Source organism: Terrabacter sp. LjRoot27 (assembly GCF_964254175.1).
Taxonomy (GTDB): domain Bacteria; phylum Actinomycetota; class Actinomycetes; order Actinomycetales; family Dermatophilaceae; genus Terrabacter.
This window is the reverse complement of record NZ_CAXUSS020000001.1, coordinates 3,872,826-3,898,680: the sequence shown is the minus strand read 5'-3', so window position 1 is coordinate 3,898,680 and position 25,855 is coordinate 3,872,826. Positions and strand designations below refer to the sequence as shown.

At 65.8% G+C, this 25,855-nt stretch carries 25 protein-coding genes; 12 read left to right on the top strand and 13 right to left on the bottom strand.

What is annotated here, in order from left to right; genetic code table 11:
• Positions 1-63 precede the first annotated feature (63 nt).
• Positions 64-336: a hypothetical protein gene (locus tag ACSQ2D_RS17955; protein WP_435987285.1), complete on the bottom strand. Its 273-nt coding sequence runs from the start codon at positions 334-336 to the stop codon at positions 64-66.
• A gap of 29 nt (positions 337-365) precedes the next feature.
• Between ACSQ2D_RS17955 and ACSQ2D_RS17950 the strand changes: the two genes are divergently transcribed.
• Entirely contained in the window at positions 366-734 is a 369-nt protein-coding gene (locus ACSQ2D_RS17950) for an acyltransferase family protein (RefSeq protein WP_435987284.1), read from the top strand.
• Between the two features lie 97 nt (positions 735-831).
• Here ACSQ2D_RS17950 and ACSQ2D_RS17945 read toward each other — a convergent pair.
• A protein-coding gene (locus tag ACSQ2D_RS17945; protein ID WP_435985665.1) for an IS3 family transposase occupies positions 832-2,009 on the bottom strand; the annotation gives its coding sequence in 2 pieces (ribosomal slippage) (positions 832-1,722 and positions 1,725-2,009; 1,176 coding nt in all).
• Between the two features lie 56 nt (positions 2,010-2,065).
• Between ACSQ2D_RS17945 and ACSQ2D_RS17940 the strand changes: the two genes are divergently transcribed.
• Positions 2,066-2,824: an acyltransferase family protein gene (locus ACSQ2D_RS17940; protein WP_435987283.1), complete on the top strand. Its 759-nt coding sequence runs from the start codon at positions 2,066-2,068 to the stop codon at positions 2,822-2,824.
• Here the strand turns inward: ACSQ2D_RS17940 and ACSQ2D_RS17935 are convergent.
• The 4 genes from ACSQ2D_RS17935 to ACSQ2D_RS17920 form a co-directional block, all read right to left on the bottom strand.
• Positions 2,763-3,854 (bottom strand): glycosyltransferase 87 family protein, encoded by a 1,092-nt coding sequence (locus ACSQ2D_RS17935; protein WP_435987282.1) that lies wholly within the window; start codon positions 3,852-3,854, stop codon positions 2,763-2,765. The two genes, ACSQ2D_RS17940 and ACSQ2D_RS17935, sit on opposite strands and share 62 nt — an antisense overlap.
• 217 nt (positions 3,855-4,071) lie before the next feature.
• The gene (locus tag ACSQ2D_RS17930; RefSeq protein WP_435987281.1) at positions 4,072-4,833 is read right to left on the bottom strand and encodes a serine hydrolase; all 762 of its coding nucleotides are present in this window, start codon (positions 4,831-4,833) and stop codon (positions 4,072-4,074) included.
• A 121-nt stretch (positions 4,834-4,954) separates the two neighbouring features.
• Positions 4,955-5,866 carry an alpha/beta fold hydrolase gene (locus ACSQ2D_RS17925; RefSeq protein ID WP_435987280.1) on the bottom strand — a complete coding sequence of 304 codons (912 nt, stop codon included), beginning with the start codon at positions 5,864-5,866 and terminating at the stop codon, positions 4,955-4,957.
• 22 nt (positions 5,867-5,888) lie between these two features.
• A complete protein-coding gene (locus ACSQ2D_RS17920; protein ID WP_435987279.1) occupies positions 5,889-6,443 on the bottom strand; it encodes a phage holin family protein in 555 nt (184 codons plus the stop codon).
• Between the two features lie 170 nt (positions 6,444-6,613).
• Here ACSQ2D_RS17920 and ACSQ2D_RS17915 point away from each other — a divergent pair, with 170 nt between their 5' ends.
• Positions 6,614-7,522: a glycosyltransferase 87 family protein gene (locus ACSQ2D_RS17915; RefSeq protein WP_435987278.1), complete on the top strand. Its 909-nt coding sequence runs from the start codon at positions 6,614-6,616 to the stop codon at positions 7,520-7,522.
• Here ACSQ2D_RS17915 and ACSQ2D_RS17910 read toward each other — a convergent pair.
• The 6 genes from ACSQ2D_RS17910 to ACSQ2D_RS17885 form a co-directional block, all read right to left on the bottom strand.
• Positions 7,445-8,713 (bottom strand): hypothetical protein, encoded by a 1,269-nt coding sequence (locus ACSQ2D_RS17910; protein ID WP_435987277.1) that lies wholly within the window; start codon positions 8,711-8,713, stop codon positions 7,445-7,447. The genes ACSQ2D_RS17915 and ACSQ2D_RS17910 overlap by 78 nt on opposite strands.
• Before the next feature lie 106 nt (positions 8,714-8,819).
• The gene (gene nhaA, locus ACSQ2D_RS17905) at positions 8,820-10,181 is read right to left on the bottom strand and encodes a Na+/H+ antiporter NhaA (protein ID WP_435987276.1); all 1,362 of its coding nucleotides are present in this window, start codon (positions 10,179-10,181) and stop codon (positions 8,820-8,822) included.
• A gap of 1,847 nt (positions 10,182-12,028) precedes the next feature.
• A complete protein-coding gene (locus tag ACSQ2D_RS17900) occupies positions 12,029-12,775 on the bottom strand; it encodes a class I SAM-dependent methyltransferase (protein ID WP_435987275.1) in 747 nt (248 codons plus the stop codon).
• A gap of 160 nt (positions 12,776-12,935) precedes the next feature.
• The gene (locus ACSQ2D_RS17895; protein WP_435987274.1) at positions 12,936-13,826 is read right to left on the bottom strand and encodes a glycosyltransferase; all 891 of its coding nucleotides are present in this window, start codon (positions 13,824-13,826) and stop codon (positions 12,936-12,938) included.
• A 16-nt stretch (positions 13,827-13,842) separates the two neighbouring features.
• A complete protein-coding gene (locus tag ACSQ2D_RS17890) occupies positions 13,843-14,901 on the bottom strand; it encodes a glycosyltransferase family 2 protein (protein ID WP_435987273.1) in 1,059 nt (352 codons plus the stop codon).
• Entirely contained in the window at positions 14,898-15,977 is a 1,080-nt protein-coding gene (locus ACSQ2D_RS17885; RefSeq protein ID WP_435987272.1) for a glycosyltransferase family 2 protein, read from the bottom strand. Before ACSQ2D_RS17885 ends, ACSQ2D_RS17890 begins: the two co-directional genes overlap by 4 nt.
• Before the next feature lie 239 nt (positions 15,978-16,216).
• Here ACSQ2D_RS17885 and ACSQ2D_RS17880 point away from each other — a divergent pair, with 239 nt between their 5' ends.
• Positions 16,217-17,443, top strand: coding sequence for a hypothetical protein (locus ACSQ2D_RS17880; protein ID WP_435987271.1), 1,227 nt, complete (start codon positions 16,217-16,219; stop codon positions 17,441-17,443).
• 137 nt (positions 17,444-17,580) lie between these two features.
• Entirely contained in the window at positions 17,581-18,711 is a 1,131-nt protein-coding gene (locus ACSQ2D_RS17875; RefSeq protein WP_435987270.1) for an acyltransferase family protein, read from the top strand.
• Here the strand turns inward: ACSQ2D_RS17875 and ACSQ2D_RS17870 are convergent.
• Positions 18,708-20,036: a hypothetical protein gene (locus tag ACSQ2D_RS17870; protein WP_435987269.1), complete on the bottom strand. Its 1,329-nt coding sequence runs from the start codon at positions 20,034-20,036 to the stop codon at positions 18,708-18,710. The genes ACSQ2D_RS17875 and ACSQ2D_RS17870 overlap by 4 nt on opposite strands.
• A gap of 262 nt (positions 20,037-20,298) precedes the next feature.
• Here ACSQ2D_RS17870 and ACSQ2D_RS17865 point away from each other — a divergent pair, with 262 nt between their 5' ends.
• The 7 genes from ACSQ2D_RS17865 (at position 20,299) to ACSQ2D_RS17835 (ending at position 25,851) form a co-directional block, all read left to right on the top strand.
• Positions 20,299-20,469 (top strand): Flp family type IVb pilin, encoded by a 171-nt coding sequence (locus ACSQ2D_RS17865; protein WP_435987268.1) that lies wholly within the window; start codon positions 20,299-20,301, stop codon positions 20,467-20,469.
• A gap of 124 nt (positions 20,470-20,593) precedes the next feature.
• A complete protein-coding gene (locus tag ACSQ2D_RS17860) occupies positions 20,594-20,764 on the top strand; it encodes a Flp family type IVb pilin (RefSeq protein WP_435987267.1) in 171 nt (56 codons plus the stop codon).
• Positions 20,765-20,833: 69 nt separating this feature from the next.
• Entirely contained in the window at positions 20,834-21,241 is a 408-nt protein-coding gene (locus ACSQ2D_RS17855; protein WP_435987266.1) for a TadE/TadG family type IV pilus assembly protein, read from the top strand.
• Positions 21,242-21,267: 26 nt separating this feature from the next.
• On the top strand, positions 21,268-22,446 hold the full coding sequence (locus ACSQ2D_RS17850; protein WP_435987265.1) for a pilus assembly protein TadG-related protein: 1,179 nt from the start codon (positions 21,268-21,270) through the stop codon (positions 22,444-22,446).
• A gap of 44 nt (positions 22,447-22,490) precedes the next feature.
• Complete coding sequence (gene cpaB, locus ACSQ2D_RS17845) at positions 22,491-23,288, top strand: Flp pilus assembly protein CpaB (RefSeq protein WP_435987264.1); 798 nt, start codon at positions 22,491-22,493, stop codon at positions 23,286-23,288.
• Positions 23,285-24,457 carry an AAA family ATPase gene (locus ACSQ2D_RS17840; RefSeq protein ID WP_435987263.1) on the top strand — a complete coding sequence of 391 codons (1,173 nt, stop codon included), beginning with the start codon at positions 23,285-23,287 and terminating at the stop codon, positions 24,455-24,457. The genes cpaB and ACSQ2D_RS17840 overlap by 4 nt, the downstream gene beginning before the upstream one ends.
• Positions 24,454-25,851, top strand: a complete 1,398-nt coding sequence (locus tag ACSQ2D_RS17835; RefSeq protein WP_435987262.1) for a CpaF family protein — start codon at positions 24,454-24,456, stop codon at positions 25,849-25,851. The genes ACSQ2D_RS17840 and ACSQ2D_RS17835 overlap by 4 nt, the downstream gene beginning before the upstream one ends.
• The last annotated feature ends 4 nt before the right edge of the window (positions 25,852-25,855 follow it).

Here is a 25,855-nt window from a genome sequence, read left to right as displayed (position 1 = left end):
GAGCCATGAACAGAACGTCGAATGTCTGCCGTTTTCGACAAGGCGGCCTGGTTGAACCGTGGCTCAGAGCTGGGTCAGGACCTGTTCGCCGATGTGGCGCATCCCGCGGAGGACGGCCCAGACCGTGAGGTGGTCGAGCGTCGTGCCGGGGGAGGGGTCCCAGTTGGCGATCGCGGCCCAGGTGACCGTCCGCTCGCCCGAGGTGACGGCGCCGACGTCCGCCCGCACTCCGGCATCCGTCCCGGTCTTGTTCCAGAACGCCGTCGGCAGGTCCAAGGACGAGTGGTGCGCGATCGGGTCGAGGCCGCCCTGCTCGACGAGGGCCGACCCGACCATGGACTGGTCGACGTAGGCCGAGGGCCAACGTGGCAGATCTCAGGACCTCGCCCGCGCGCAAAGTCACAAGACGGCCCGGCAGACGTTCTGCTTCGCCCTACCCTCACGGCGTGAGGTCAGGGAGCTTGCCGTACGTGCCGGCACTCGACGGGCTGCGGGGAGTTGTCGTCGCCCTGGTCGTCTGTGCGCATTCGCTCCCCGGGTTCACGGTAGGACGGGTCGGAGTCGACATCTTCTTCGTCCTGAGCGGCTATCTGATTACGACGATCCTGTTAGGCGAGTGGCGAGCGAACGCTCGGATCGATCTGCGGGCCTTCTACGTCCCCCGGTTTCTCAGGCTCTTCCGCCGCTCCTTGTTGTCCTCGCCGCCTACGTGGCGGCGACGCCGCTGTGGTTGAACGAAGGGGCATCGTGGCAACAGCTTGCCGTTGCGTGGGTGGCCTCAGCGACCTATACGTGGAACGGGTCTGCTGCACGGACGGGTGACAGTTTCGGTTAGGCCACCTGCGTGGCGGTTGTCGTCATGATCAACTCGTATTCGACCGGGGTCAACCGCCCGAGCCGAGGCTGTCTCCGGCGGCGGTGATAGGTGCGTTCGATCCAGGTGACGATCGCGATCCGCAACTGCTCGCGGGTCGCCCACGCGCGACGGTTCAGGACGTTCTTCTGCAGCAGCGCGAAGAACGACTCCATGGCTGCGTTGTCACCGGCCGCCCCGACCCGGCCCATCGAGCCGACCATGCCGTGACGGTGGAGCTGGTGGACCAGTTTTCTGGACCGGAACTGCGACCCGCGGTCCGTGTGCAGGACACATCCGGCCACGTCCGCGCCGTCAGCGTGGCGTCGGGCGACGGCGTTGTCCAGGGCTGCGACGGCGAGGGAGGACTTCATCCGTGAGTCGATCGAGTAGCCGACGATGCGGTTGGAGTAGACGTCCTTGATCGCGCACAGGTAGAGCTTGCCCTCGCCGGTCCAGTGCTCGGTGATGTCGGACAGCCACAGCCGATTCGGGGCGGGCGCGGTGAAGTCGCGCTCGACCAGGTCGTCGTGCACCGGCGGTCCCGGCGTCTTGCCGTTGCGGCCGCGCTTCTTGCCGAACGCGGACCACCAACCCTGCTGCGAGCACAGCTTCCACGCGGTCCGTTCGGCCATCGCCTGCCCGGCGTCGCGGGCCTCGTCGAGCAGGAACCGGTAGCCGAACTCCGGGTCGTCGCGGTGGGCGTCGAACAACGCGTTCGCCCGGTAGGCCGCGGTCAGCTCGGTGTCGGTGATCGGGTTGGCCAGCCAGCGGTAGTAGGGCTGGCGGGCGATCTTCAGCACCCGGCACGTCACCGTGACGGGGATCCCGTCGCCGGCGAGCTCGCGGACGAGCGGGTACATCATTTTCCCGGCAGGTGCGCCTGCGAGAGATAGGCGGCCGCGCGGCGCAGGACCTCGTTCTCCTGCTCGAGAAGCTTGATCCGCTTGTTCGCCTCCCGAAGCGCCTCGGACTCATTGGAGGTCCGGGCCGGGCTCGCAGCGCTGGCCGAGCGTCGTTCATCGATCGTCAGCCACCGCTTCAGGCACGACGGCGAGATGCCGAAGTCCTTCGCGACCTGGGCCACGGAGGCATCCGACTCCTTGAAGACCCGGATCACGTCCTCGCGGAACTCGTTGGGAAACGCCTTGGGCATGGTGCACATCCTTCCAGCGCCGACACACATCGACGCAGATCAGATGTCACCTATCCGTGCAGCAGTCCCAACCTGCTCATTGTGGTGCTGGGTGCCCTGCCGTTCGGAGTCTGGGCCGCCATGAGCCACCTCTGGTCGCTCGCCCAGGAAGAGCAGTTCTACTTGGCCTTTCCCTCCTTCTGGTATTCGCGCTTCGGCGGAGTATGAGCGCCCGAGTGCTGGTGTGGATGCTGGCTGCGATGGCGATGGCGATGGCGATGGCGATGGCGATGCTGGGCCTCTACGCCATTACGGCTGGCTCGGACGTCGCCGAGTTCTCACCTGTGACACGCGGATTCGGTCTCCTCATCGGCTGCGTACTCGCCGTCGGCAGATGGGGTTGGTTGGGTTTTGCCTTTCGCAGCGGCGTTGCCTGGGCCGCTGTTGCCGTACTCGCCGTCGCCATCGTCGGGCCGCTCCAACACTGGCTGCCGGGAGAGTCGGACATTCCGTTGGCGGCGCTGGCGTCCTTCGTCATCACCGGGCACGTGACGTCCGCGCCCGACGGCCGTCTGTCCCGTGCGTTGCAGCCGAGACCTCTCGTACGGCTCGGTCTGGCGAGCTACTCCCTCTACTTATGGCACCTGCCGCTTCTGGTGGCCATCAGCGTGGTCTGGGGGCTTGGCCCGTTGCCCACCGCCGCGATCGCGGTGCCCACGGCTCGCCTGCTCGCCGAGCTGACGCGACGGTTCGTCGAGCTGCCTATGGCGACGCTCAAGGAGCGGTGGGTGCGGGCTCGGCCCGCGCCTCGGCGGTCGCCGACTTGGTATGGGTAGCACGGCCACCACCCACCGCCTGGGCGATCAGGATCGTGAGCGCGACGACGACGTACACCGCGGAGACGAGCGCCTTCCACCATGGGAACAGCAACGCCTCGAAACCGTCGCTGCTGTAGAGCATCCACACGAGAGGGAACCAGAAGGCGAAGAGCACCAGACCGGCCGCGACGGGCTGGGCGCGCGCCGCCAGCACGGCAAGTACCACGGTGATCCAGACCCAGTGGTGGGTCCAGGAGACCGGCGACGCTAGGAGACCCCCGAGTGCGATCCAGGCCACGGCCTCCACCTCACATGCCGGTCCACCTCGTTCGAGGCTTCGCCGAGCGGCGACTGTCCCAAGGCCGATTCCGACGAGAGCCAGTGGTGCTTGCACGACCAGAGGTACCTCGGGTCGACCGAGGACGCGGAGTACTGCGGCCAGCAGAGACTGGTTGTCCGTACCAACGACGGCATCAGCACCGAACTTGCCGAGCCCGAGGAAGCCGCCACCCCAGAAGGACACCGTGCTCGCCGGAGCAGCGACCAGTCCGACGACCACCGTCGCTGCGAACGCGCCGGCCGCGCGCACGGCGGAGACCCAGTCCCTCCGGAGAAGGAAGTAGATGACGAAGACTGCAGGTGTCAGCTTGATTCCCGCAGCGACCCCGACCAGGACTCCCCTGTATCGCTGAGGGACGACCAGCAAGTCCACAACGACCATCGCCATGAGGATGAGGTTGATCTGACCGAGGAGCAGGTTGCGGAGGACGGGCTCCAGCGCTGCAGTCGCGAGAACCAGCCATGCGATGACCCAAGGCTTCAGGTGGAGACGCCGTCCGAGCACGAGGACGGTGGTCAGGAGGCCGATGACGGACAGAGCCGTCAGACTCCACCGGGCGACCTCCACGGGCAGGAGCGCCAGTGGCACGAAGATCGCGGCCGCGAACGGCGAGTAGGTGAAGCGGAGGTCAACGGAGGTGGCGTCGGCATAGAGGTCGCCGCCATCGAGCAGTGTGCGAGCCCCCATGACATAGACATCGCTGTCCACCCAGATGCCGCTGGTGACGCCTCGCCACTGCAGCCAGGCCAGCAGGGCTGTCGCGACAAGCGCGACCGGTGGCCACACCGTGGCCAAGGGGCGTGTTGCTGGCGTAGTCATGACTTCCCGAGGTCAGCGACGAGGGCGGCGCGGGCTGAGGGATGCGCCTCGGTCATTGTCCGCGAGACCAGTCGAGAAGTCCGCGATTCGTGCGAATTCGGTCGGGCTACAGCTGGGCGAGGACCTGTTCGCCGATGTGGCGCATCCCGCGGAGGACCGCCCAGACCGTGAGGTGGTCGAGCGTCGTGCCGGGGGAGGGGTCCCAGTTGGCGATCGCGGCCCAGGTGACCGTCCGGTCGCCCGAGGTGACGGCGCCGACGTCGGCCCGCACTCCGGCATCCGTCCCGGTCTTGTTCCAGAACGCCGTCGGCAGGTCCAAGGACGAGTGGTGAGCGATCGGGTCGAGGCCGCCCTGCTCGACGAGGGCCGACCCGACCATGGACTGGTCGACGTTGGCCGAGAGCCATTGGCGCACGAGGCGATCCGCGTCTGGGCCAGCGGCTGTGCCGGAGGCGAGCCGGGCCATGAGCTGGCTCAGCTCGGTGGCGCTTCCGGTCGACAACGTGGCGGGATGGTCGGCACCTCGGACGTCGCGGACGCGGTCGTGCAGGGCGGTTGCACGCAGACCGAGAGACGTGGCGCGGGCGGCGACCTCGGCGAGCCCGACCCGCCGGAGCAGGACGTTGGTCGCGAGGTTGTCGGAGACGGCGCCGACGAGGGCCGCGACGTCGATGAGAGGGAGCGTCTCGACCGACAGGGTGTGCCAGAGACCAGAGTCGCCCACCCAGAGGTCGACGGACCGGGTGAGCGGCTCGTCGGGGGAGAGGTCGCCGGCGGCGATGAGCCGGGCCGTCTCCACGAGGAGCAGCACCTTGCCGACGGACGCCGTGCGCAACGGCGCGTCGGCACCCGCGGCAGCCAACGGCATTCCGGAGTCCAGTGGAAGCGTCGAGCGAGCTCTCCGATTCCCCTGTCCCGGCTCCACCGTCACGCGACGGACGCACACCGACCACGTGACGCCGCCGGCGTCGGGAAGCTCGAGCTCCATGTCAGGCAAGGGTTCCGAGCCACTTGAGGAGGGCGGCGTTCACCTGGTCGGGGGCCTCCTCGGTGAGGAAGTGGCCGGCGCCGGCGACCTTGACGTGGCGGTAGTCGCCGGGCACGAAGGCGCCCGACCCGTGGGTGGCGGCGGCGATGACGCAGCCGTCCTCGCTGCCCTGGAGCTGAACGACCGGCACCCGGATCGCGTGGCGGATGCGGCGCATGAAGAGCGGTCCGTCCGGGCGCACCGCCGACCGGCCGAGCCAGCGGTAGTGCTCCGCGGCGGAGTGGGCGACGAAGGGGATCATCATCGCGTCGCCGTAGCGGGAGATGTCCTCGGCCGTGGGGAAGGTGCCGAAGGGTGAGGACCACGAGCGGAGGAGGTCCTCGACGTAGTCGTGCGACTTCGCCATCTCGCGCTCTGGGGCGAAGGGCTTCTGGAGGCCGGCGATCCACGACGAGGCGCGACGCTGCTTCGCGTTCGACCACATCGCGTGCCGCAGGATCCGCGGATGCGGCATCGACAGGGACGCGATGGCGCGGGTGACGTCGGGTCGCAGGATCGGCATGCACCACGCGATCCAGCCCCCGAGCCCCTGACCCATGACGACGGCGTCCTTCTCACCGAGGGCGCGGATGACGCTCGCGGTGTCGAGGGTCGCCATGTACGTGTCGTAGCCGCGCGGCGGCTTGTCGGACCCGCCGTAGCCGCGGAGGTCCATGGCGGCGACGCGGTAGCCGGCATCGGCCAGGGCCACCATCTGGTGGCGCCACGTGAACCAGAACTGCGGGAAGCCGTGCAGCATCAGCACGAGCGGCCCGTCACCGAGCTCGGCGACGTGGAAGCGGGCGCCGTTGGCGGAGACGTAGCGGTGCTCCCACGGGCCGTCGATGTTGACGAAGGCAGCGTCGACGGACATGGATGCGGCGGGCAGTCTCAGGTCAGGCGTCGCGCGACGGGTCGGGCGTGCTCGGCGCGCTCCCGTTGCTCGACGACGCGGCCGGAGTGGTGGGTGCCGAAGGGGCGTCGGCCGGCACGGTGGCCGGAAGGCCGGGTCGGTCCCACTCGGGGCGCGGAGCCGGGACGGTCGTGCCCGGGTGCTCGACCGCCGACTTGATCGCCTCGACCGTCTCCTGCGCCTCGGCGATCGTCTTCGCCGGGGTGGGGTCGACGGTCTTCATCTTCTTCACGCCGAGCAGGCCGAGGACGGCCGCGACGAGCAGCATGAAGACGGTCACGATGAGGAAGCTGGCCCAGCGCGGCAGACCCAGCGCCTGGATGCCCTCGGCGATCGTCGTGAAGAGGAAGTAGACGGAGTAGAAGACGATGACGGCCGCTCCGGCGAGCAGGCCACCGCCCACACCCGCCTTCTTGACCTGAACCGAGACCTCAGCCTTGGCCAGGGCGATCTCGCTGCGGACTAGCGTCGAGATGTCCTGTGTCGCGGACGCGACCAGCTGGCCGAGTGTCCGCTCCTGCCGGGGATCCGTGCTCATCGGCTCACTTCCTCGTTTCCGTTCAGTTCAGCCATGACGTGCCTGCTCACCCTATCTTCGAATTGATTCCCGACCATGCTCAACCCCGTGCGGCTCGCGAGACCCGACGTTATGGTCCGGAATGTGGCGGGCGTGTGCGCGCCATGCACGTACCCGTTGAGGGGGACACGGTGGCTGGGACCTCGATCGATCGGGAACGCCTGTTACGGGCGCTCTGGGTCGCGCTGCTGCCGGGTGGTCTGCTCTTTGCCTACCTCCAGGTCTCTGGGTACGTCCGGGCCGGCACCCTCGGGCTGGACTCGCACGCATACTGGCTGGCGGCTTCTGATCCGAGCAGCTGGTACACGCTTCCGCCGGAGTTCACTGACGCCTACCTCTACTCACCGGTGTTCGCCCAGGTGCTCACTCCCCTCGGGCACCTGCCGTGGCCGGTGTTCCAGGTGCTCTGGGCGATGCTAGGCGTGGCTGCACTGTTTTGGCTCGTCAGCCCGCTGGGGTGGCTCAGGGGTGTGGTGTCAGGTCTCTTCCTCCTGCCGGACATCCTCATCGGCAACATCTATCTGTTCTTCGCAGTCGCGCTGGTGTGGAGCGTTCGAGGCCGGGCGTGGTGGCTGATGCTCCCGTTGTTGACGAAGATCGGCCCCGCAGTGGTCGGATTGTGGTTCCCCGTGCGGCGTGACTGGCGTCCCGTCGTGTGGGCGGTGGCATCGACTGTCGTGGTGTGTGGGCTGTCGTACGCCGTGAGCCCGGACGCGTGGGCCCGCTGGGTCTCGTTCGTCCTCGAGTCGGCAGGCGACCGAGGGCTCGGGCCCACGGTGCGTTTGGGGTGCGCTGCTCTGCTCACGGTGTGGGCAGCGTTGGGAGGCCGAGCCTGGCTCTTGGCACCAGCGATGGTGCTCGGGTGCCCGGTCATCGAGGGTTACGCGGTGTTCGCCATCCTCGCGGCCATTCCGCGACTCTTCGCATGGCAGCGCACACACGAACGCTCTGGTGCTGACGGCCTAAGGACTCCACGGCACGAGGGCCGGGGCCGGGTCGAGGATGTAGACGTAGCGGATCCAGAACCATTGGCTCCATAGAGCTATCGCAGTGATCAAGGTGAAGGCGATCAGACCCAGCGCGCGGCGACTCCACGTCAGGGTCCACATCGGAACGGCCACGAGCAGCGGGGCGGCCAGTAGGAGGTAGCGCAGGAATCCCGGCGTCACCGGAGTCACGAGCAGCACGAACACGACGTACGCCACGCCCCAGATCTGGAGTTCCACTGTTAGGCCCAGCCGTCGTGCAGCCGCGACGGGGATCCCCATTCCGAGGACGACAGTGACTACCAGCAGGGTCACACCCAGTCCGCCGGCCTGCTCACCAGCACGTGCGAACCAACCGAAGTCGAAGGAGCTCATCATCGACGCGGCCCGGGAGGAACCCGAGGTTGGCCCGTCTGTTCGCGTGATCGCCTGCGCGTCTCCCATCAGGGCAGCAGCACTGAGGCTCCACAGGAAGGGCGAGATGAGAGAGGTGAGTGTGCCCAGCGCCAGCCAGGCGTGCATCGTCGGAGTTGGGCGCGGGGTGCTCCGCGATCGCCAGGATGACCACCAGTGCGCGGCGTAGACCAATGCGAGCGGGGCTGCAACGGGACGGGTGAAGGCCAGGGCAAGTACGGCCAACCAGGCGAAGGCATAGCGCTTCGAGACGAGTCCGCGCAGGGCGAGCAGGAGGAAGACGAGCGCCGCTGGCTCGCTGTACGCCACGTTCAGGAGCGGGGCGGTCATGAAGGCGTTGACGGAGAGGGCTCCAGCGACGGCAATCGGTGCGCTCACGGCAGAGCGGAACATCCCGTAGAGCAGCGCGGTCGCGATGCCGCCCAACATGAGGTTCAGCAGCACTGCGGCCATGGGAAAGCCGAGCCCGGTCAGGACCATCACGAGCTTGGCGAGTAGCGGAAACAGAGGTGGGAACTGCCAGCTCCACGCGTCGCTTGCTGAACGCGCCTCGGAGGCAGTCGGATAGCCCTCGGTGGCGATCCTCTCGTACCACTGGCCGTCCCAGTTCGCGAGAACGCTCGGCAGGCCCGGGGACGCAGGAGCTTGCGTGTGAACGTAGTAGGTCGTTGGTGCGCCCAGTGGGTTCGGCGGTCCGGTGGGCGCCTGCGAGCTCGAGGCGACCCACAACTCCACGAAGCTCAGGATCCGGAGCACGAGATAGCCCGCGACGAGCGTCAAGACGACGCGCCTGCGGCTCCATTCGCCACGCGCTGTCGCGAGCTCGCTCATCAAGTCAGACTCCGATCCCCGGTCGGGTCAAGATAGCCGGGGTCGAAGCGGCATGGGGTGCATCCGTAGAAAACGGGCAGTGCGATCACCTCAGGCCGTTCCGCGATCAGCGTCCCTCGGTCTCGTAGACGTCCGGGACGCCGTCGTGGTCCCGGTCCTCGGTCTCGCGAGCCTCGACGATCCGGTAGTGCCGGTTGCGGGCCCGGAGCACGACGCTCGAGAGCAGGGCGGCGATGAGGCTGCCGCAGAGGACGGCGAGCTTGACGTGGTCGTCGCGCTCGGAGCCGGTGCCGAACGCGAGCTCTCCGACGAGCAGGCTCACGGTGAAGCCGACGCCGGCGAGCAGTGAGAGTCCGAGGACGTCGGTCCACGCCAGGTCCTCGTCGAGCTCGGCGCGCGTGAAGCGGGCGACCGCCCACGTGCCCCCGAGGATGCCGACGGCCTTTCCCACGACGAGTCCGACGACGACACCGATCGCGGCCGGGTCCCTCAGGGCGGCGCCGAAGCCGCCACCGACGACCGTGACGCCGGCGGCGAAGAACGCGAAGACCGGCACCGCGAAGCCGGCGGAGAACGGCCTGATCTTGTGCTCGATGCGCTCGGCCAGCGAGTGCCGGTCCGGGTCATCCTCGACCTCGCGGTTGACGGGGACGAGCAGGCCGAGCAGCACGCCCGCGACCGTGGCGTGGACGCCGCTCGAGTGGACGAAGACCCAGGCGAGCAGGGCGGGGACGGCGAGGATGAACGGGTTGGTGATCTTCCGCTTGAGCAGCAGGCGCCACGCGGCGAGCGGGACGACGGCCGCGAGCAGCCACAGGAGGCTGACCGTGTCGGTGTAGAAGACGGCGATGATCGTGATCGCGATGAGGTCGTCGACGACGGCGAGGGTCAGCAGGAACGAACGCAGCGCGCTCGGCAGGTGCGTGCCGATGACGGCGAGTACCGCCAGGGCGAAGGCGATGTCGGTGGCCGTCGGGATGGCCCAGCCACGGACTATGCCGCTGAGCTCGCTCGCGCTCTCGCCCCGGCTCATTAGCGTGGCCGTGACGACGAACAGGATCGCGGGCAGCGCGACACCGCAGACCGCTGCCGCGATGGGGAGTGCCGCCTTGCGACGGTCGGACAGGTCTCCCGCGACGAACTCGCGCTTGAGCTCGATGCCCGCGACGAGGAAGAAGACGGCGAGCAGCCCGTCGGCCGCCCACGTCCCGAGCGAGAGGTCGAGGTGCAGGGCCTGAGGGCCGATGACCGTGTCGCGCAGGGCTGCGTAGCCGTCGCGCCACGGCGAGTTGGCCCAGACGAGGGCGGCCACTGCGGCCGCGAGGAGGATCGCGCCGCCGACGGTCTCGGCACGCAAGAGGTCCGCGACGTAGCGCGCCTCACGCCAGCTACCGCGGCCGAGGAGCCGGTTGCCGGCCTCGTCGCGCGATGGTGTCGGCGGGGTCGCGCTGGAGTGCGGGTCGCTCACCTTGGGGTCCCTTCGGGGATGGGTCATGGGCCGCCGACCAGACTTCCCGGCACACCATGGCCACTTGCGTCGTCGCCGTGAGCCGCCTCGATTCTAGCGAGGCGGCGGCACCGGCTCGGGACGCGTTCCGGGAGCCGGACCTGCGCGTGCGACTCGCGAAGGTCGATTGGGGTCGCCGGGACGACGTGAGGCGACCGGAACACCCTGTGGCACGGTCAAATCGGACTAATTAGACATCAGTGGATTCCGACCGGTTGGCAGCCGTAGATTGAGCCTCGGGAGGGGGGCTCCCACTTGGTGAGTGAGTTTGGGGGTTGACGATGAACGACAAGCCAGCAGGCTGGTACTACGTCGGCGACGGGACGCTGCGCTACCGCGACGACTACGGGTGGACCGAGTACTACATGGACACCAAGGACCCGCGCGCCCAGGACTGGCCGCCGCCGAAGCCGAAGACGATGCTTCAGCAACTCCGGGACGAAGAGTCTCGTCGAACCGCGATCTCCCCACCCAGGCGCATTCTCTGGCGTCGTCACCGTCGAAGTGGAGCTTCTCACTAGGTTGGGGTGCCGCCGGGGGGCGGCGCGCTTCGTAGGCCGACCGTCTCCCCGCCGAGCCCTTGAGTTGAGCGGATTACGCGCACTACTTGGATGGTCACCGCGCACGTTTCGCCGACAAGTACTGCACTCATCAAACCTGGCAGTCCGGCGACCTGAGTGAGTATCGGGACGAAGCTCACGACAATCGCTGCTCCAAGGGCGGTTGACCAAGCGATCGTCCGAGTTTCACCGAGCGGGACGAGGACGGCGAGGGCTGTCACCTGTCCGACACTCAACACCGCGTACATGACCCCGTAAGCAATGGCGAGGCCGCTTGGTATAGAGATCGCCCCTGACGACAAGGCGTCGCCCAAGCTAGAAAGCGTCAGAGCGCCAACCACTCCGCCAATGGCTCCCCAAACCGCCGCGCCCAGAACCGCGGCGCGTGCTCGTCGGGCAATGCCTAGGCTACTGGTCGCTTCTGGAACCCATGATTGGATGCTCTGCAGCACAGGCGAGAAGCCTGCCAATGCGAATCGAAAGAGCCTGTCCGCTAGCGCAACGACCGGGAGCAGTGCCGGTAGCAGCGCAGCCGCAAACAGAAGCGGGGAGTAGCTTGTGATGAGCCCGGCCCATGAGGACCAAGCGGCATGTCGCAAAACGCCGCTGGCTATCGGAACTTCAACTCCCTTCCATTCTGATTGCAGTTTGCGAGTCAATCTAGGCCGCAGCGCGGAGGCGTAGGAGAGGGTTGGGGCTATCAGTGCTCCAACCACGATGCCGATAACAAATGGGTACAGGCTCTTCGTATGACCAGCGAAAAGGGCCCCTCCCAACATTCCAGCCGCTTGGGGAAGGGTGTCCAGTCTTAGCAGCCTCCCGGGCTGGGCAAGTCCAATGAAGTACCAAGAACACCCAAGACTCGGAAGCGCGGATGCCACAGCTAGCAATGCAAGGGCGAGGCTGGTAGTGCGCGTTATGGCAAAGACTGCAATCACCGTGAATGGAAGGAGCGCAATGAATGCTATCGCCCGGGGGCGAATTGATTGCTTTAAGACCCCAATTGGATTTGCGCGTTGCATCGCAACTAATGATGGCCCGGCGGATTGCCATCCGAGAAAGCTCAGAGCCCCAGAAATCGCCCCGATGGCCTGCGTCACGACGACCGCCGACCATGTCCGAGCGCCGACGGCATCGATAAGTAAGTGAGCCGACGCGAGCCCTGCGACTCCCATGGTCGCCATGGACGCGGCATACAGGCCGCTATGCCCAACTGTGCGCTTGAGGTGATCAATCGGGCTGGGCACGTTACCGCAAGGTGTTCTTGATGAATCGCGTCTCTAAGCGACTCAGGAAGTTCCTGAACTCCTGCACGAAACGCCAGTACGGGATGGCGAAGCGCTGGAAAGCTCCCTCGGATATGGGGAGGCGAGCGGCCCAGTTGAGCGGGTAGCGGTAGATGCGTTCGCGCAGGGGCATGAGATCGCGAATCCTAACGACGTCTTCGGAGCTTGGAAGTCGGAAGGGGTGGCTGCCTCCCGACTTAATGCCAGCAAAGTAGAGGTCTGCAGGACTTCGCAAATACCAACTCCGAAAAGCCTTAAGCCCTAGCGTGCCCGCAATGCCATCCATTTCGTCCGGCTCAACGTTGCCATAGTAGTTGGAGCCCATGTGCTCCGTGCCTGGTGACTGAGCGGCACCGGACCTGGCAGTCCCATGCTCAACTCTGCCTCGAGACGCACAAGTGATCGCCACGAATCCGCCCGGTCGCGCGTGGGCAACCATACTTTTAAAGGTCTCGCGCCAATGAGGATCGTGCTCGAAGCACTCGCCAGAAACGACAATGTCAAACGATCCTTCTCCCAAGTCTAGTTCGTGGATGAATCCAACAAGGTCGACGCCTGGTCCGTGGACCAAGTCCACTCCCACGTATTCCCTAGCGTTCCTAAACAACCCACGTACGGAGCCGTTAACGTCGTACGAGCCGATCTCGAGAACGCGGGACTCTGAGATTGGGCCTTCGTTGATGTCGGCGCAAAGTTGAAAGAATGCCATCTGTTCCGCGTGACTCATTCGGACCCGCCAAGCGACTCTGCTTCGCTCATCGCGCTAGCGCCTCCCATGTCGATGATATCTGCAATGTCCCCGCCGACGGCTGACCGTCCAAGCGGGGCGGGTCTTTTGTCTTTATAGACGATAGTCTGAGGCTTGCTCGTCATCGGCGTGCCGCCGCCGCAAAAGATAGGGCTGCGGCGACAGGGGCAGCGACGTGTCTGGATAGCACTTGCCGCGCCATCAACATGGCGAGTTTCGGGGTCAAGCTGCCTCGGGCGATTGCCTGCAAGGCCTGGGTATCCGGCGCGGCGGCACGCGACAACAGAGTCTGGGCCATCGTGACCCTCCACTCCCAGGGCTCAGAGGTTACCCGGGCCCATGACACTCTTCCGAGAAGCAGTTTAAGGAGGGCCTTGTGCAGCTTGAGCTTTCTTTGCTCACCTATTGTGTTACCCGGATGTTGTACATAGTCGTGCAGCACATTATCACTGAAGCAGAAGCCGTGTAATGTGACGGCGCAAACGCCTAACCAGTGATCATGGATAGCAAGGGCGGAATTGGGAGGGAATGGAAGCGCGAGGTCGAGGACTTCTGGTCTAAATATGCTGAGGCAGCCTGTTACTTCGTTGACGATCAGAAGCGATGTGAGAGGTTTTGATCGCCTAGCCGTTTGGCCAAGCACAATCCCTGTTTCAGTCACTATCCGGCCTTGGCATGACGCACCTGAGGCTCCGGCGTTCTCCAAGGTAGAGACCAGCCGCTCCAGCTTGAGTGGATGCCAGTAGTCGTCCTGGTCAGCGAGCGCAAACCATGCTGCCGAGTGGTCGACACGTCGAAGGAGGCGCTCGAAATTCAAGTACACTCCGACATTCTCTGGAAACACAACCACTTCGAAGCGTGAGTCCTTCCCGATCTCTGCATCAATCAGGGTGACGGCCGCTTCGTCTGGCCCGTCCAGGCCGACGATGCAGCGCCACTCCGTAAGAGATTGGTCAATGATCGACCGCAATTGCCGCCTGAGCAGATTGGGATCGGGCCTGTATACAGCCATAACTATGACTCCGAGACTAGGCACCCGTACCCTTTTCGGCTCCGTAATCCAGTGTGCGCGTGACGGACCGGTGCGGGGTCTCGGCGTCCGGCTGGGCAATCGCCCAATAGGAATTGAGGGCCGAGTTGAGCAACTTGAATCCAACTGGCGGTCGCAACTGCGTCTGTGTGATCGATGCTGTGAGCAATTGATCTAGGGCATGGGGTGCCGCAACCCGCGACTGAACGCGTCGGCGGCGGGCGAGAACCTCACGCCTGTGCTGCCAAAGCCACCACCAGGCTCGGACCTTCTCGCTGGCCCACCCATCTCGAATGGCGATTGCCACATACAAGGGCTCAAGCATGAGCAGTGCCGGCAGTGTTCGCAGGAGCAAGTGATTCGGAAAGTCACCCAGCACGGTGAGGAAGCGGTTCCGTTCAAGGAAAAACATCTTCTGACTATTGCGTGAGAACTCATACTGGTGACATGCGAATGCTTCAGGGCATAACTCCACGGTGAGCCCGGCTAAGTGAGCGCGCAGGCTTAGATCTGTGTCCTCGTGGTACATGAAGTACGCAGGATCCATGCCTCCCAGCAGATCCCAGGTATCACGGCGACAGGCGAACAACGCGCCGGCCACGGACGTGAGTTGCCGGAGTTTGCGGTGAGACGGGCCGAGAGCCTCTCCGTAGCCGTCGCTCCAACTGAGACCGCTGAGGTGCACGGGGAGCCCCATGGAGTTGATGGTCTCCGGCATGCCGGGCAGCAGCACTATCCCTCCGACCAAACCGACCGTGGGGTCTCCCACGGCAGCTGCAAGGGCTGCAATGGCTCCCGGGCGCAGAACGGCATCAGAGTTCACGAAGGCCAGCACGTCGCCCGTAGAAGCAGCGACCCCGGCGGCGCAGCCACCTCCGAAGCCTGAATTGCCGCTGGGGGTGACCACCGTGACGCCCTCGCAGGGCTGAAACTCAGTGATGCCGTGGTCGACGAGGATCAGTTCGTCGTCGTTCTCAAGCTGAGCCCTGATCGACTGTAGGCACTCGCTCAGAACTGGTTCGTCGCCGAAACCGACGACGACGACGCTGACGCTCACACGTGCTCCGATGACCGCTCGGCGAAGAGCGGGGTGACCGAGGCCTCGGAGGCTTGCGGCTCCGAGGTGGCTTCGCGCCAGGTGGTGGTCCTGGCCGGCTTGGCTGCGACCGGTCCAGCTGAGCTTCGTCGGGCGACACGAGGCAGCGCTGGAATGGTCATGTACGCGATGCGGGTCGTCTCTTGACGGACCTTGCGGAGGCCGTCGAGAAGAATGGCGACGACGAGAATGATGAATCCGACAATGACCAAGGACGCCGAGCCGAAGGCGGTCGGGAATCGGCCGACGATTCCGGTGTCGAGGTATTCCTGGACGACGGGAACCGCAATGCCGATAGCGGTCAGGATGGCGAGCGCAGCGAGCGTGGAGTAGAGCGCCAGGGGCCGTTCGTGGTGCATCAGGCGGGTTATCATACGAGCGATCCGGAAGCCGTCGTGATAGGTCCGAAGCTTGCTCTCGGACCCTTCTGGCCTGTCGACGAACGTCACAGGCACTTCGCTCTGGGGCACGCGGTTGTTGATCGCATGAACGGTCAGCTCGGTTTCGATCTCGAAGGCACGTGACATCGCCGGGAAGGACTTGACGAAGCGACGCGAGAAGACGCGGTAGCCACTGAGCATGTCTGTGACCGGTCGCCCGAAGATGCGAGACACGACTTGGTTGAACATGCGGTTGCCGAGCTGGTGGCCGGAACGGAAGGCGCTCTTTTCCGCGGCGATGCGGACGCCGATGACCTGGTCGAACGGTCCGTCGAGGAGCGTGGTCAGCATCTCCGGCAGTGCGTAAGCGTCGTAGGTGTCGTCTCCATCAATCATCACGTACACGTCGGCGTCGATGTCGGCCAAGGCGCGACGGATCACGTGACCCTTGCCAGGTCGCTCCTCCACGCGAACCTCGGCGCCCGCAGCTTCGGCCACCTCGCGGGTTCGATCCGTGCTGCAGTTGTCATAGACGAAGACGTCCATGGTGGGGACCGCGCGTCGGAGGTCGGTGACGACCCGCCCAACAGCGGCCTCCTCGTTGTGGCACGGCACGATGGCCGCGATGCGCAGAGCGCCGAAGCCTTCGTCGGTCACGTCCTGGTCCCCCAACTATGTAGTCGAAAACCTCGCCAGCATATGGCGGACACCGCGGTTCTGCTCGTGGTTCGGCCAGTCTTCCGCGTCCCACCATCGGATCAGACCGAACCGGAGCTCGATGGGTTCGGTTCTGCGTTTGGTGGGTTCGGCGCGTACACGTTCCCGGAACCACGCCCTCGGGACGCGTACTGGTGACTGGTTCCCAAGATTTCCGCTCACGCCGGCCATAATGACGTGTGCCAGAGACCCGGGCAGGAGGCGATCCTCTTCTACAGAAGCTCATGGTCCCGTTGGCCATCTGGGTCGTCTTCACGGCGGTGGGTGCGGTCTTCTTGTCCATCGGGGCCTCGCGCCAGGTCGCCCTGGAGCGGACCTCTCCCGCGTACCACGTGACGTCACCGACGCCCGCCTCACCCGGCTACTTCGGCGTCGTCCCGAACTGGGACGGGAACTGGTACGAGTCGATTGCTGACGGGGGCTACCCAGCGACGCTTCCAGTCGATGGTCAAGGCGTGGTCCAGCAGAATGAGTGGGCCTTCTACCCCGCCTACCCCATGGTTGTTCGTGGCGTGATGGCAGCGACCGGCATGAGGTTCGCTCCAAGCGCGTGGATCGTCAGCCTTCTGTTCGGGGCCATGGCCATGGTGGCGCTCTTCAACCTGGTTCGATTTCGAATGGGGACTTGGGGGGCTGGTGCTCTCGTCGCCTGCGTGATGGCGTACGTCACGGCCCCTGTCCTCCAGGTGGCCTACACGGAGGGCTTGGCGCTGCTTCTGGTTGTGCTCTTCATCGGCGCTGTGCGGCGTCGGCTTCTGGGTCAGGCCGTAGGGATCGCCGTGTTGTTGTCACTCACCAGACCCATCGCGCTTCCATTGGGGGTGGTCTTGGGTGCCGTGTTGTTCCACGACTGGCTGACGCAACGTCGCACGACATCGGGGCCGCGCTTCCCCGTGAGGGATGTCGCCGCCACGGCGGCGGTCCTCGCCACTGCAGCCCTCTGGCCGCTCATTGCCTGGGCTGTGACGGGTCGCCGTGATGCATTTTTCGAGACGCAGGCCGCGTGGCCCGTCAACAGCAACGGTCTAGGTGGCTGGGTCGGCGACATGCTCAGATTCACGCCGGTAGGGATCTTGGCCATCGTCGTCGTGGTGTACCTGGCGTTGGTGTGTCTGAGGCCCGGTAGTCGCCGTTGGGGGCAAGAGCTACGCCTCTGGTCAGTGGTCTATCCGCTGTACTTGTTCCTAGCGAGTCGCCCCAGTCCAAGCATGCTCCGCTACCTGATGCTGGCCATCGCCCCGCTCTGGCCGTTCCCGGGTTTGGGGTTCACCTACTTACGCGGGGTTCGCTGGGCGCCGCCACTTGTTCTGGGGGTGCTGATCGCAATCGGGTTGGTGGCCCAGTACTTCTGGGTGACGAGCTTCTTCATCGTCTCGGGCGACCTGAGTCACCGTCCCTTTCCCTGACTGTCGGTCCGGACGCGCTTGGGCCGAGCAGCCGCTGTTCGTCAAAACGCACGGCAGAGCGCTTCCTCACCTCTAGGCTCGAGCCGCGCGGTATAGCGAGCTCGCCGCGCACCGAGCGTGTATCGGACGAGGTGGGGATGTTCGCGACCGGCAACCAGGCACACCTGAGATCACTGACAAGCCTGCGATTCGTGGCGGCCGGCCTCGTCGTGATCTTCCACCTGTCCACGTACATCCCCAACTTCCCGATGCTCGGACGCCTCATGGGCGCGGGATATGTCGGAGTCACTTTCTTCTTCGTCCTGAGCGGCTTCGTCCTGACCTACTCGATGGACCCGGATGCGAGCACGTCGCGCTTCTACCGCCGCCGTTTTGCGCGCATCTATCCGGTGCATCTGCTCTTCGTAGTCGTTGCGATGCTGCCCTTCAGCGCCGCACCCAACTGGTCAGCGCTCCCCGCCAACGTCCTGCTGCTGCAGGCTTGGTCGCCGGATGACGCCGTGGTCCGCTCGTTTACGGGCGTGTCGTGGTCGCTGTCGTGCGAGATGTTCTTCTACGCGGCCTTTCCCTTCGTCGCACGTTTCCTCTGGCGAGTGCGTCATCCCATCGTTGCTTCGGCTCTGCTTCTCGCCGGCGCGGCAGGTATCGGGGCTGCGCTACATGTGCGGGGCCCTGATTGGGGGTTGTTGCTCTTCCACCTGCCGGCGTTTCGTTTCGTCGAGTTTGCATGCGGAGCCCTAGCGGCCACGGCGGTGATGCGAGGCAACGCGCCCCGGGTGCGGATGCGCTGGGCTTCCGCATCGCTGACCGTCTCTTACGTGGTTGTGCTCTTCTGTCCTACCTTCACGGGGTACCACCTCGAGGACCGGTGGGCCCTGACGCTTGCCATGGTGCCGAGCTTCGTGGCCGTGATCATCGCCTGTGCCCATCTCGATCTGGCCGCTGCGCCGTCTCCACTTCGATCCCGATTGATGGTGAGCCTGGGCCAGTGGTCTTTCTGCGTCTACATGGCGCACCCCCTGATCTTGGCCCTCACCGCGCCTCTACTGGCGTCACCCCTGCCGCTGGGAGCCGCGCTCGGTTGCCTTCTTGCCGTCATGGCGGTCATCGGCGTCTCGTTCGTTCTCTACGAGACCTTTGAGAGGCCACTCGAACGATTGCTGAGGGGCCCCGGCCCCCAACGACTCTCGGACATGGACGTGCTCGAGCCGGTCACGATCGTCGGGCAGTCGTCCGTGCGTGTCTCCCCGCCTCTTGTTTCCGACTAGACCCGTCGCAGCAGGACGTACTCGCCCACAGGGGTGACCCTGGTGAATCCGCTAGCGATCGCTGCGCGGGCCTGTGGTGAATCTGGCGCCGCCACAACGACGTCGGCCTGCTCCAGCGCCGATCTCGAACCAGCCGTGTCAGCCGCCATGAATGCCAGGTATGCCGCTTGGTCACTCGTGGTGAACGCATCGAGTGGATTGCTCACCCACACGGTCGCCCCTGCCGCAACTAGAGATTCGGCGAGCGGTTCCTCGACCAGCACGACCTGCCCTCGCGTAGCACGTGCGAGGGCAGTGGCGTTGGAGTCCGCAGCCGCGAAGGAAGGCACGCGCAGCGCGAGCAGACCGCTGGCGACAGTCAGAAGGGCGATGGCTAAGACGGCCCCGGTAGCCGGTGAGAACTCTCTGCGGACCGGTTCCGCGTCAGGTCGTGTCCACCCAAGCGCGGCAGGGACGGCGAGGAAGAGCAGCAGCCAGATCCCGTGGCGCGCGGCCGTTATCGTCGCCGCCGCGAGACCGACACCGGCGACGAGCTCCCACGGCGGCCTTCGGCGACGAAGGCACATGGCAAGCAGTGCCAGGGCGGATACGACGAGGAGAACGTCGAACGGGTTCGTCAGGCTCAGTCGGCTCCACATCCCGGAGTCGTCACTCGTCGCTTTACCGCCGAACACGCCAAGGTAGTAACGGGGTGTGTCAAGCAGTCCAGGGTTGAGGCACGTCGCAGCCAGCGCCGAGACTCCTACCCCGACGGCGGTCAGGGGCGCGTGGCGTAGGCGGGAGAAGAGCAGGTAGCACCCAAGCACCGCGATGCCCACCAGCACGCCGCCGTGAAGATTTCCCCACGCCGCCACCATCGGCACCGACCACCAGATGGCGGCGGACGGTCGCAGGTGCTGGCGCCTCAGCAGCGCGAGCAGCACCGCATACGGAAGCAACGAGAGGAGCTGCGCCCGGGCGATGAGCATCGGCGCGGCTGCCCCCAATGCAACGGCCACGATAGCCACTGAGGTGCCCAGGGGCCGTGCGCCGAGCGTGCTCGCATCCAGAGCGAGGGTCGTCAGGCACGCCGTGACAGCAATGACCTGCGCGATGACGATCCCGATGCTGCCGAGGGTGAAGGCGTACGAGAAGAGGAGCTGGCCAAGGACGGTCGTGTTGACCCAACCTGTCGAATCCGCTGCAGCGAACGGGATTCCATGGGGGATCGACGCAGTCTCCCGGATCGTGTCGCCGAGGGCAGGCAGCCACAACGCATCGGAACCGATGACGGCCACCTGGGCGACCACGATGGCGAGAACGCCCAGCGTGATGACCACTCCCATGGGCAGGGCTCGACGACGCTCGGGTGATTCCGTGCTCACTGCCAACGTCTCCCTGTGCTTCCTCGCTAGCCGCCGGCCACCCGCGGACGATCGTGTCCGAGCCTCGACCAAGGGTCTCATCCCGCCCTGTCCGAAAGATGAACTTTGGGTGCGCGATGTGAACTTCAACCATTTCCGAGACACACCGCCACGCGCAACCTAACCTTCCCTCAGCGGGGGGCACATTCGGGTGGCCCTGCATCACTGGGAGGAACCCTTCACCATGACCAAGATTGCTGCCAAGGTCCAGACGCTGCTCAACCGTGAGCGCGGCGCGACCGCCGTCGAGTACGGCCTGATGGTCGCCCTGATCGCCGTCGTGATCATCGCCGCCGTCACGCTCCTCGGAGGCAACCTCTCCAACACGTTCGACAACGTCGCGAAGAAGGTCTGAGCATCGACCACGGGTGCGGGGTCGGGGGAACGGCCTCGCATCCGTGCCTCGCTCGTGGAGGGGTCCTACGAGCTCCAACTCACATAGTTCGGGCGTAGCGCCACTTCACCAGGGAGAGTAAGAAATGACCAAGATTGCCGCCAAGATCCAGAGCCGCTTCACATCCGAGCGCGGCGCGACCGCTGTCGAGTACGGCCTGATGGTTGCTCTGATCGCTGTCGTGATCATCGCCGCCGTCACGCTTCTCGGCGGCAACCTGTCGAACACGTTCGACAACGTGGCCAAGCAGGTCTGATACTTCACACGACGTCCACGCCGGGGGGCCACGGACGTCACCGCACGACTTTGGGGAGGGCGATCTGGCATGGCCAGAACTGAGCGCGGCGCATCCGCCGTGGAGTTCGCGATCGTCCTCCCTGTGCTGTTTCTGGTCATCGCAGGAGTCGTCGACTTCGGTCGCTACTTCTTTACCCAGATCCAGTTGACGAACGCCTCGCGCGAAGGGGCCCGCGCCGCCGTGGTTCTTCCGAGCCCAGCTGCCTCGGACCTAACCGCGATTACCCAGCGTGCCCTTGCCGGGGCCGCTGGGGTTCCTGGCGCGGCCGCCACTGTGGTGGCTAGCTGTCCCGCAGCGTCTCCATCCAACGCCACTGTTCGCGTCACAGCCCCGTTCGACTGGATCGTGATGGGGCCGGCGATCAGGATGGTGGGCGGCTCGTGGGGTATCAGTGGTCCTGTGGTGGCGAACGGGGTGATGAGATGCGGCGGTTGAAGTTACGCGCCCGGCACGCTCGCGCGATGCGTGAGCACGGTGCTGTGGCGGTCATCGTTAGCGTTCTGGTGGGGTTCGGTGTGGTCATGGGGAGCCTGGCCCTCAGTGTCGACATCGGTCAGGTGATGTCCGAACGACGTGAGTTGCAGAACGGAGCCGACGCGTCTGCGTATGCGCTGGCGCAGTACTGCGCCAAGGCCGACACCACGGCGTGCAGCGCCGCCGGAGCAGTCAATGCCGTGAAGCCCTTGGCCGACGCGAACGCCAAGGACCAGTTGTCCGAGATCGCCAGCGTGTGCGTCAAGAACGTCACGGGATCGGACCTGCCGGTGTGTGACACATCGGTCGCAGCCGACGCCTCTGATCTCGGCAAGTGCAACCCGGTTCCGTCTGCGTCCGCAGCGGTCAAGTACGTCGAGGTAAGGACGCGAACACAGACGGCTGCAGGGAGCACAGTCCTCACGCCCTTCGCACGAGCCCTCGCTGGTGGAGGGTCGAGCGGAACGACGGTCGTGTCGTGCGCTCGCGCCGGGTGGGGCCCCGCAGGCAACACAGGAAACACGCTTCCCCTGGTGATGGGGTTCTGCGATTGGAAGGCCGCGACTGCCACGGGCACGAAGTACGCGCCCAGCCCGCCCTACACGCCGCCACCGGGAAGCAGCTCGACAACTCTGCCCACAGCCATCAGCTCCGGCGGATACCCAGTTGCGATCGTTGCTCACAGCAACGACGACAACACGACTGACACATGCGGCCGCAACGCGAACGGCGGATACTACCCCGGCGGATTCGGATGGACGGCGGCGAACGAACCGTGCACGGCCACGTTTGACTCCACGGGCACGATGCCTGGTGACGTGGGCTCCTTGCCCAACCCATGCAAGGACAGCGGCGACCTGAACAACTACCTGGGCAAGGAGACCGCCATCCCCATTGCGATCTCGGCCACCGGAACAGGATCTTCGGCGACCTTCACCCTTGGCGGCATCGCCAAGTTCTACGTTGCAGGCTTCGTCAAGGTCGCAGCAGCGCAACCAAGCCAGTCGGCCGCCATCTATGCCGAGCCCTCCGGCGTTTGCACAGGAAAGTGCAACGGGTCGGTTACCTACTTCTGGGGCTGGTTCACCTCCGGGCTCCTCCCTGTGGGGACCACCATCGGTACTGGCACCTCGTTGGGAGCCTCCGTCGTCGGTTATCTGGGCTGACGTCATCGCAACACCATGAACTTCTTCTCTGGGGGTATCTCCGCATGAACCGTCGCATTCTTGCCATCGTCGTGGCGCTAGCCCTCGCCGTTGGTGGTGGCGCGCTCGTCATCATGTACGCGCGCAACGCCGACGCCCGGGCGATTGCCGCCGAGTCTCCGGCGCCGGTGTGGGTGGCGCAGCAGCCGATCCCGGCCGGCACGACGCTGAAGGACGCACAACGCACCGGTCTCATCGCCCAGACGTCCGTGAGCTCGAAGGCCGTCCCCGTTGGTGCACTTCAGGAGATCAACGCCGACAACAACGCGCTTCTGGCGACGTCCGACATCCAGGCGGGCGAGTACCTGCTGGCCGCACGCTTCGGAACGGCGCCGGCCGGCACGAAGGCGATCGAGGTCCCGAGTGGCATGTTGGCCGTTTCACTCCAGCTCTCCGATCCCGCTCGCGTGGGCAAGTTCGTCACCCCGGGTTCACACATCGCGCTGTACCAGTCCTACAAGATCAAGGACCTTCGTGACACCCCGGAGGCCAAGATCCTCAACGAGAACGATGTCCACGGCACGAGCCTTCTCCTGCCTGACGTTCTCGTCATCGCCATGGGTGATGCGCCGCTGTCAGGTCAGGCGGCAGCTCCGCCCGCCGAGGGCCAGCCGGCCACGGCCGCGGGCGCCAGCGGTGGCTACCTCGTCACGGTCGCGATCAAGCCATCCGATGCTCCGGTGCTCGTCCACGGCATCAACAACCGTCAGCTCTACGGCGCCCTGCGTGGCTCGGATGTGAAGATGGACCCGGGTCTCGAGGTGACGGACCTCCAGCTCCGAGACGCGGTGACCGGCCAATGACGATCCTCTGGGACTACGACCCCGGCGCGGTCGACACCTACCGCTTCGCACTCGGTGGCGATGCCGTGCACCTCAATTCGGCGCCGCGTGTCAGCCGCGCCCTCGAGGAGGACCGCAACCAGTCGCTCGTCGTCATCGGCCCCGACATCGACCTCGACTCGGCATGCGAGCTGGCCGAGCGCGAGCGCATCGACCGGCCCGAGCTCGGCGTCATCCTGCTGCGTCACCGTCTCGACGTCACGGCGCTAGCGCAGGCGCTGCGCAGCGGCGTTCGTGAGGTCGTCCAGGCCGACGACCAGACGGCGCTCGCCGACGCGGTCCGACGTTCCGTGGCACTGACGCAGCAGCTCAGCGGACACGGCACGACAGTCGGTGGGCGCGACGGCAAGATCATCACCGTCTTCAGCGCCAAGGGCGGCGTCGGCAAGACGACGATGTCGACCAACCTCGCCGTCTACCTCGCCTCGACAGGAGCCAAGACGCTCCTCGTCGACCTCGACCTGATGTTCGGCGACGTCGCCATCAGCCTGCAGCTGCAGCCGCACGGCTCGGTCCGAGACGTCGTCGCCATGAGCGGGCACCTCGACGACCAGGGCGTGCAGTCGGTCGTCACCCGTCACGAGGAGAGTGGGCTCGACGTCATCGCGGCGCCAGCCGACCCAGCCGATGCCGACCGCGTCCCGTCGCACGTCGTCATCGAGCTGCTCCGCGTCGCGCGAGGGCAGTACGACTACGTCCTCGTCGACACGCCGCCGTCGTTCACCGAGCACGTGCTTGCGGCCTTCGATGTCAGCGACCTGACCATCCTCATCGCCACACTCGACATCCCGGCCGTCAAGAACCTCCGGATCGCCATCAACACGCTCGACACGCTCGGCGCCTCGAGGGAGGCGCGGACCATCGTGCTCAACCGCTCCGACGCCAAGGTCGGGCTCAAGCCCGACGACGTCGAGGCCGCTCTGAAGGCGCCCATCTCCGCCAACGTCCCCAACAGCCTTACGGTGCCGGCATCGGTCAACCGTGGCGTCGCGCTCGTCCTCGACGACCCGCGCAACCCGGTGTCGCTGGCGATCCGCGACCTCGCGGACCACGAGATTCGTCGCCGCTTCGGCGAGGACCTGCAGAACGGCGCCAAGCGCAGCTTCGGACTCTTCGGGAGCAAGAGATGAGCAACCTCGCCGACCGCCTGGAGCGGGCCCGCCAGTCCAGCCAGATCAACGAGCCCGCGCCGCCCAACAATGGCCAGGTCCGCATCACGAACGGCTCTGCTCCCGTGCGCCGCCGCGGGGTCGACCCCTTCGCGGGCGTCAAGGAGCGCGTGCACCAGGCGCTCGTCGCGTCGCTCGGTCCGCGCCTCTACGACCCCAACCTCAGCGAGAGCGAGCTCGCCTCACAGGTGCGCACGACCCTGCAGGAGGTCATCGACTCCGAGCAGACCCCGCTCTCACACTCCGACCGCACGCGTATTGCCCAGGACGTGTCCGACGACATCCTCGGTCACGGTCCACTCGAGCCCTACCTGCGCGACGCAGAGGTCTCCGAGATCATGGTCAACGGCGCCGAGGACATCTACATCGAGCGCGCGGGGAAGATCTATCCGGTCGACGCGCGCTTCTCGGACGAGACGCACCTGCGCCGCACGATCGACAAGATCGTGGGTCGCGTCGGTCGACGCGTCGACGAGTCGAGCCCCATGGTGGACGCTCGCCTGCCCGACGGATCGCGTGTCAACGCCGTCGTGCCGCCGATCGCCCTCGACGGCTCGATGCTGACGATCCGAAAGTTCTCTGCGGACCCGTTCACCGACCGTGACCTCATCTCATTCGGCACGATGACCGAGAACGTCCGCGACTTCCTCAGCGCCTGCGTCAAGGGCCGTCGCAACATCATCATCAGTGGCGGCACCGGCTCGGGCAAGACGACGACGCTCAATGTGATCAGCTCCTTCCTGCCGCACGACGAGCGCATCGTCACCATCGAGGACGCGGCCGAGCTTCAGCTCCAGCAGCAGCACGTGCTGCGCCTCGAGGCGCGTCCGGCCAACATCGAGGGTCGCGGTCTCGTCTCCATCCGCGAGCTCGTCAAGAACACCCTTCGTATGCGTCCCGACCGCATCATCGTCGGTGAGATCCGTGACGGCGCAGCCCTCGACATGCTCCAGGCCATGAACACCGGTCACGACGGGTCGATCACGACCGTCCACGCCAACACGCCGCGCGACAGCCTCGCGCGTCTCGAGACCATGGTCCTCATGGCAGGTGTCGATCTGCCGGTGCGCGCGATCCGCGAGCAGGTGGCGGGCGCCGTCGACCTCATCGTGCAGCAGTCACGACTCAAGGACGGCACGCGCCGGATCGTCGCGATCTCCGAGGTCGTGGGCATGGAGTCCGACGTCATCACGCTCCAGGACATCTTCACCTTCAACTACGGCGCCGGCCGGGACGAAAACGGCCGCTTCCTCGGCGGGCTCATGCCGACCGGCATCCGCCCGAAGTTCACCTCCGACCTCGCCGACGTGGGTGTCGAGCTACCCGTCACACTCTTCTCTCGGTCGGCACTGTGAGCTC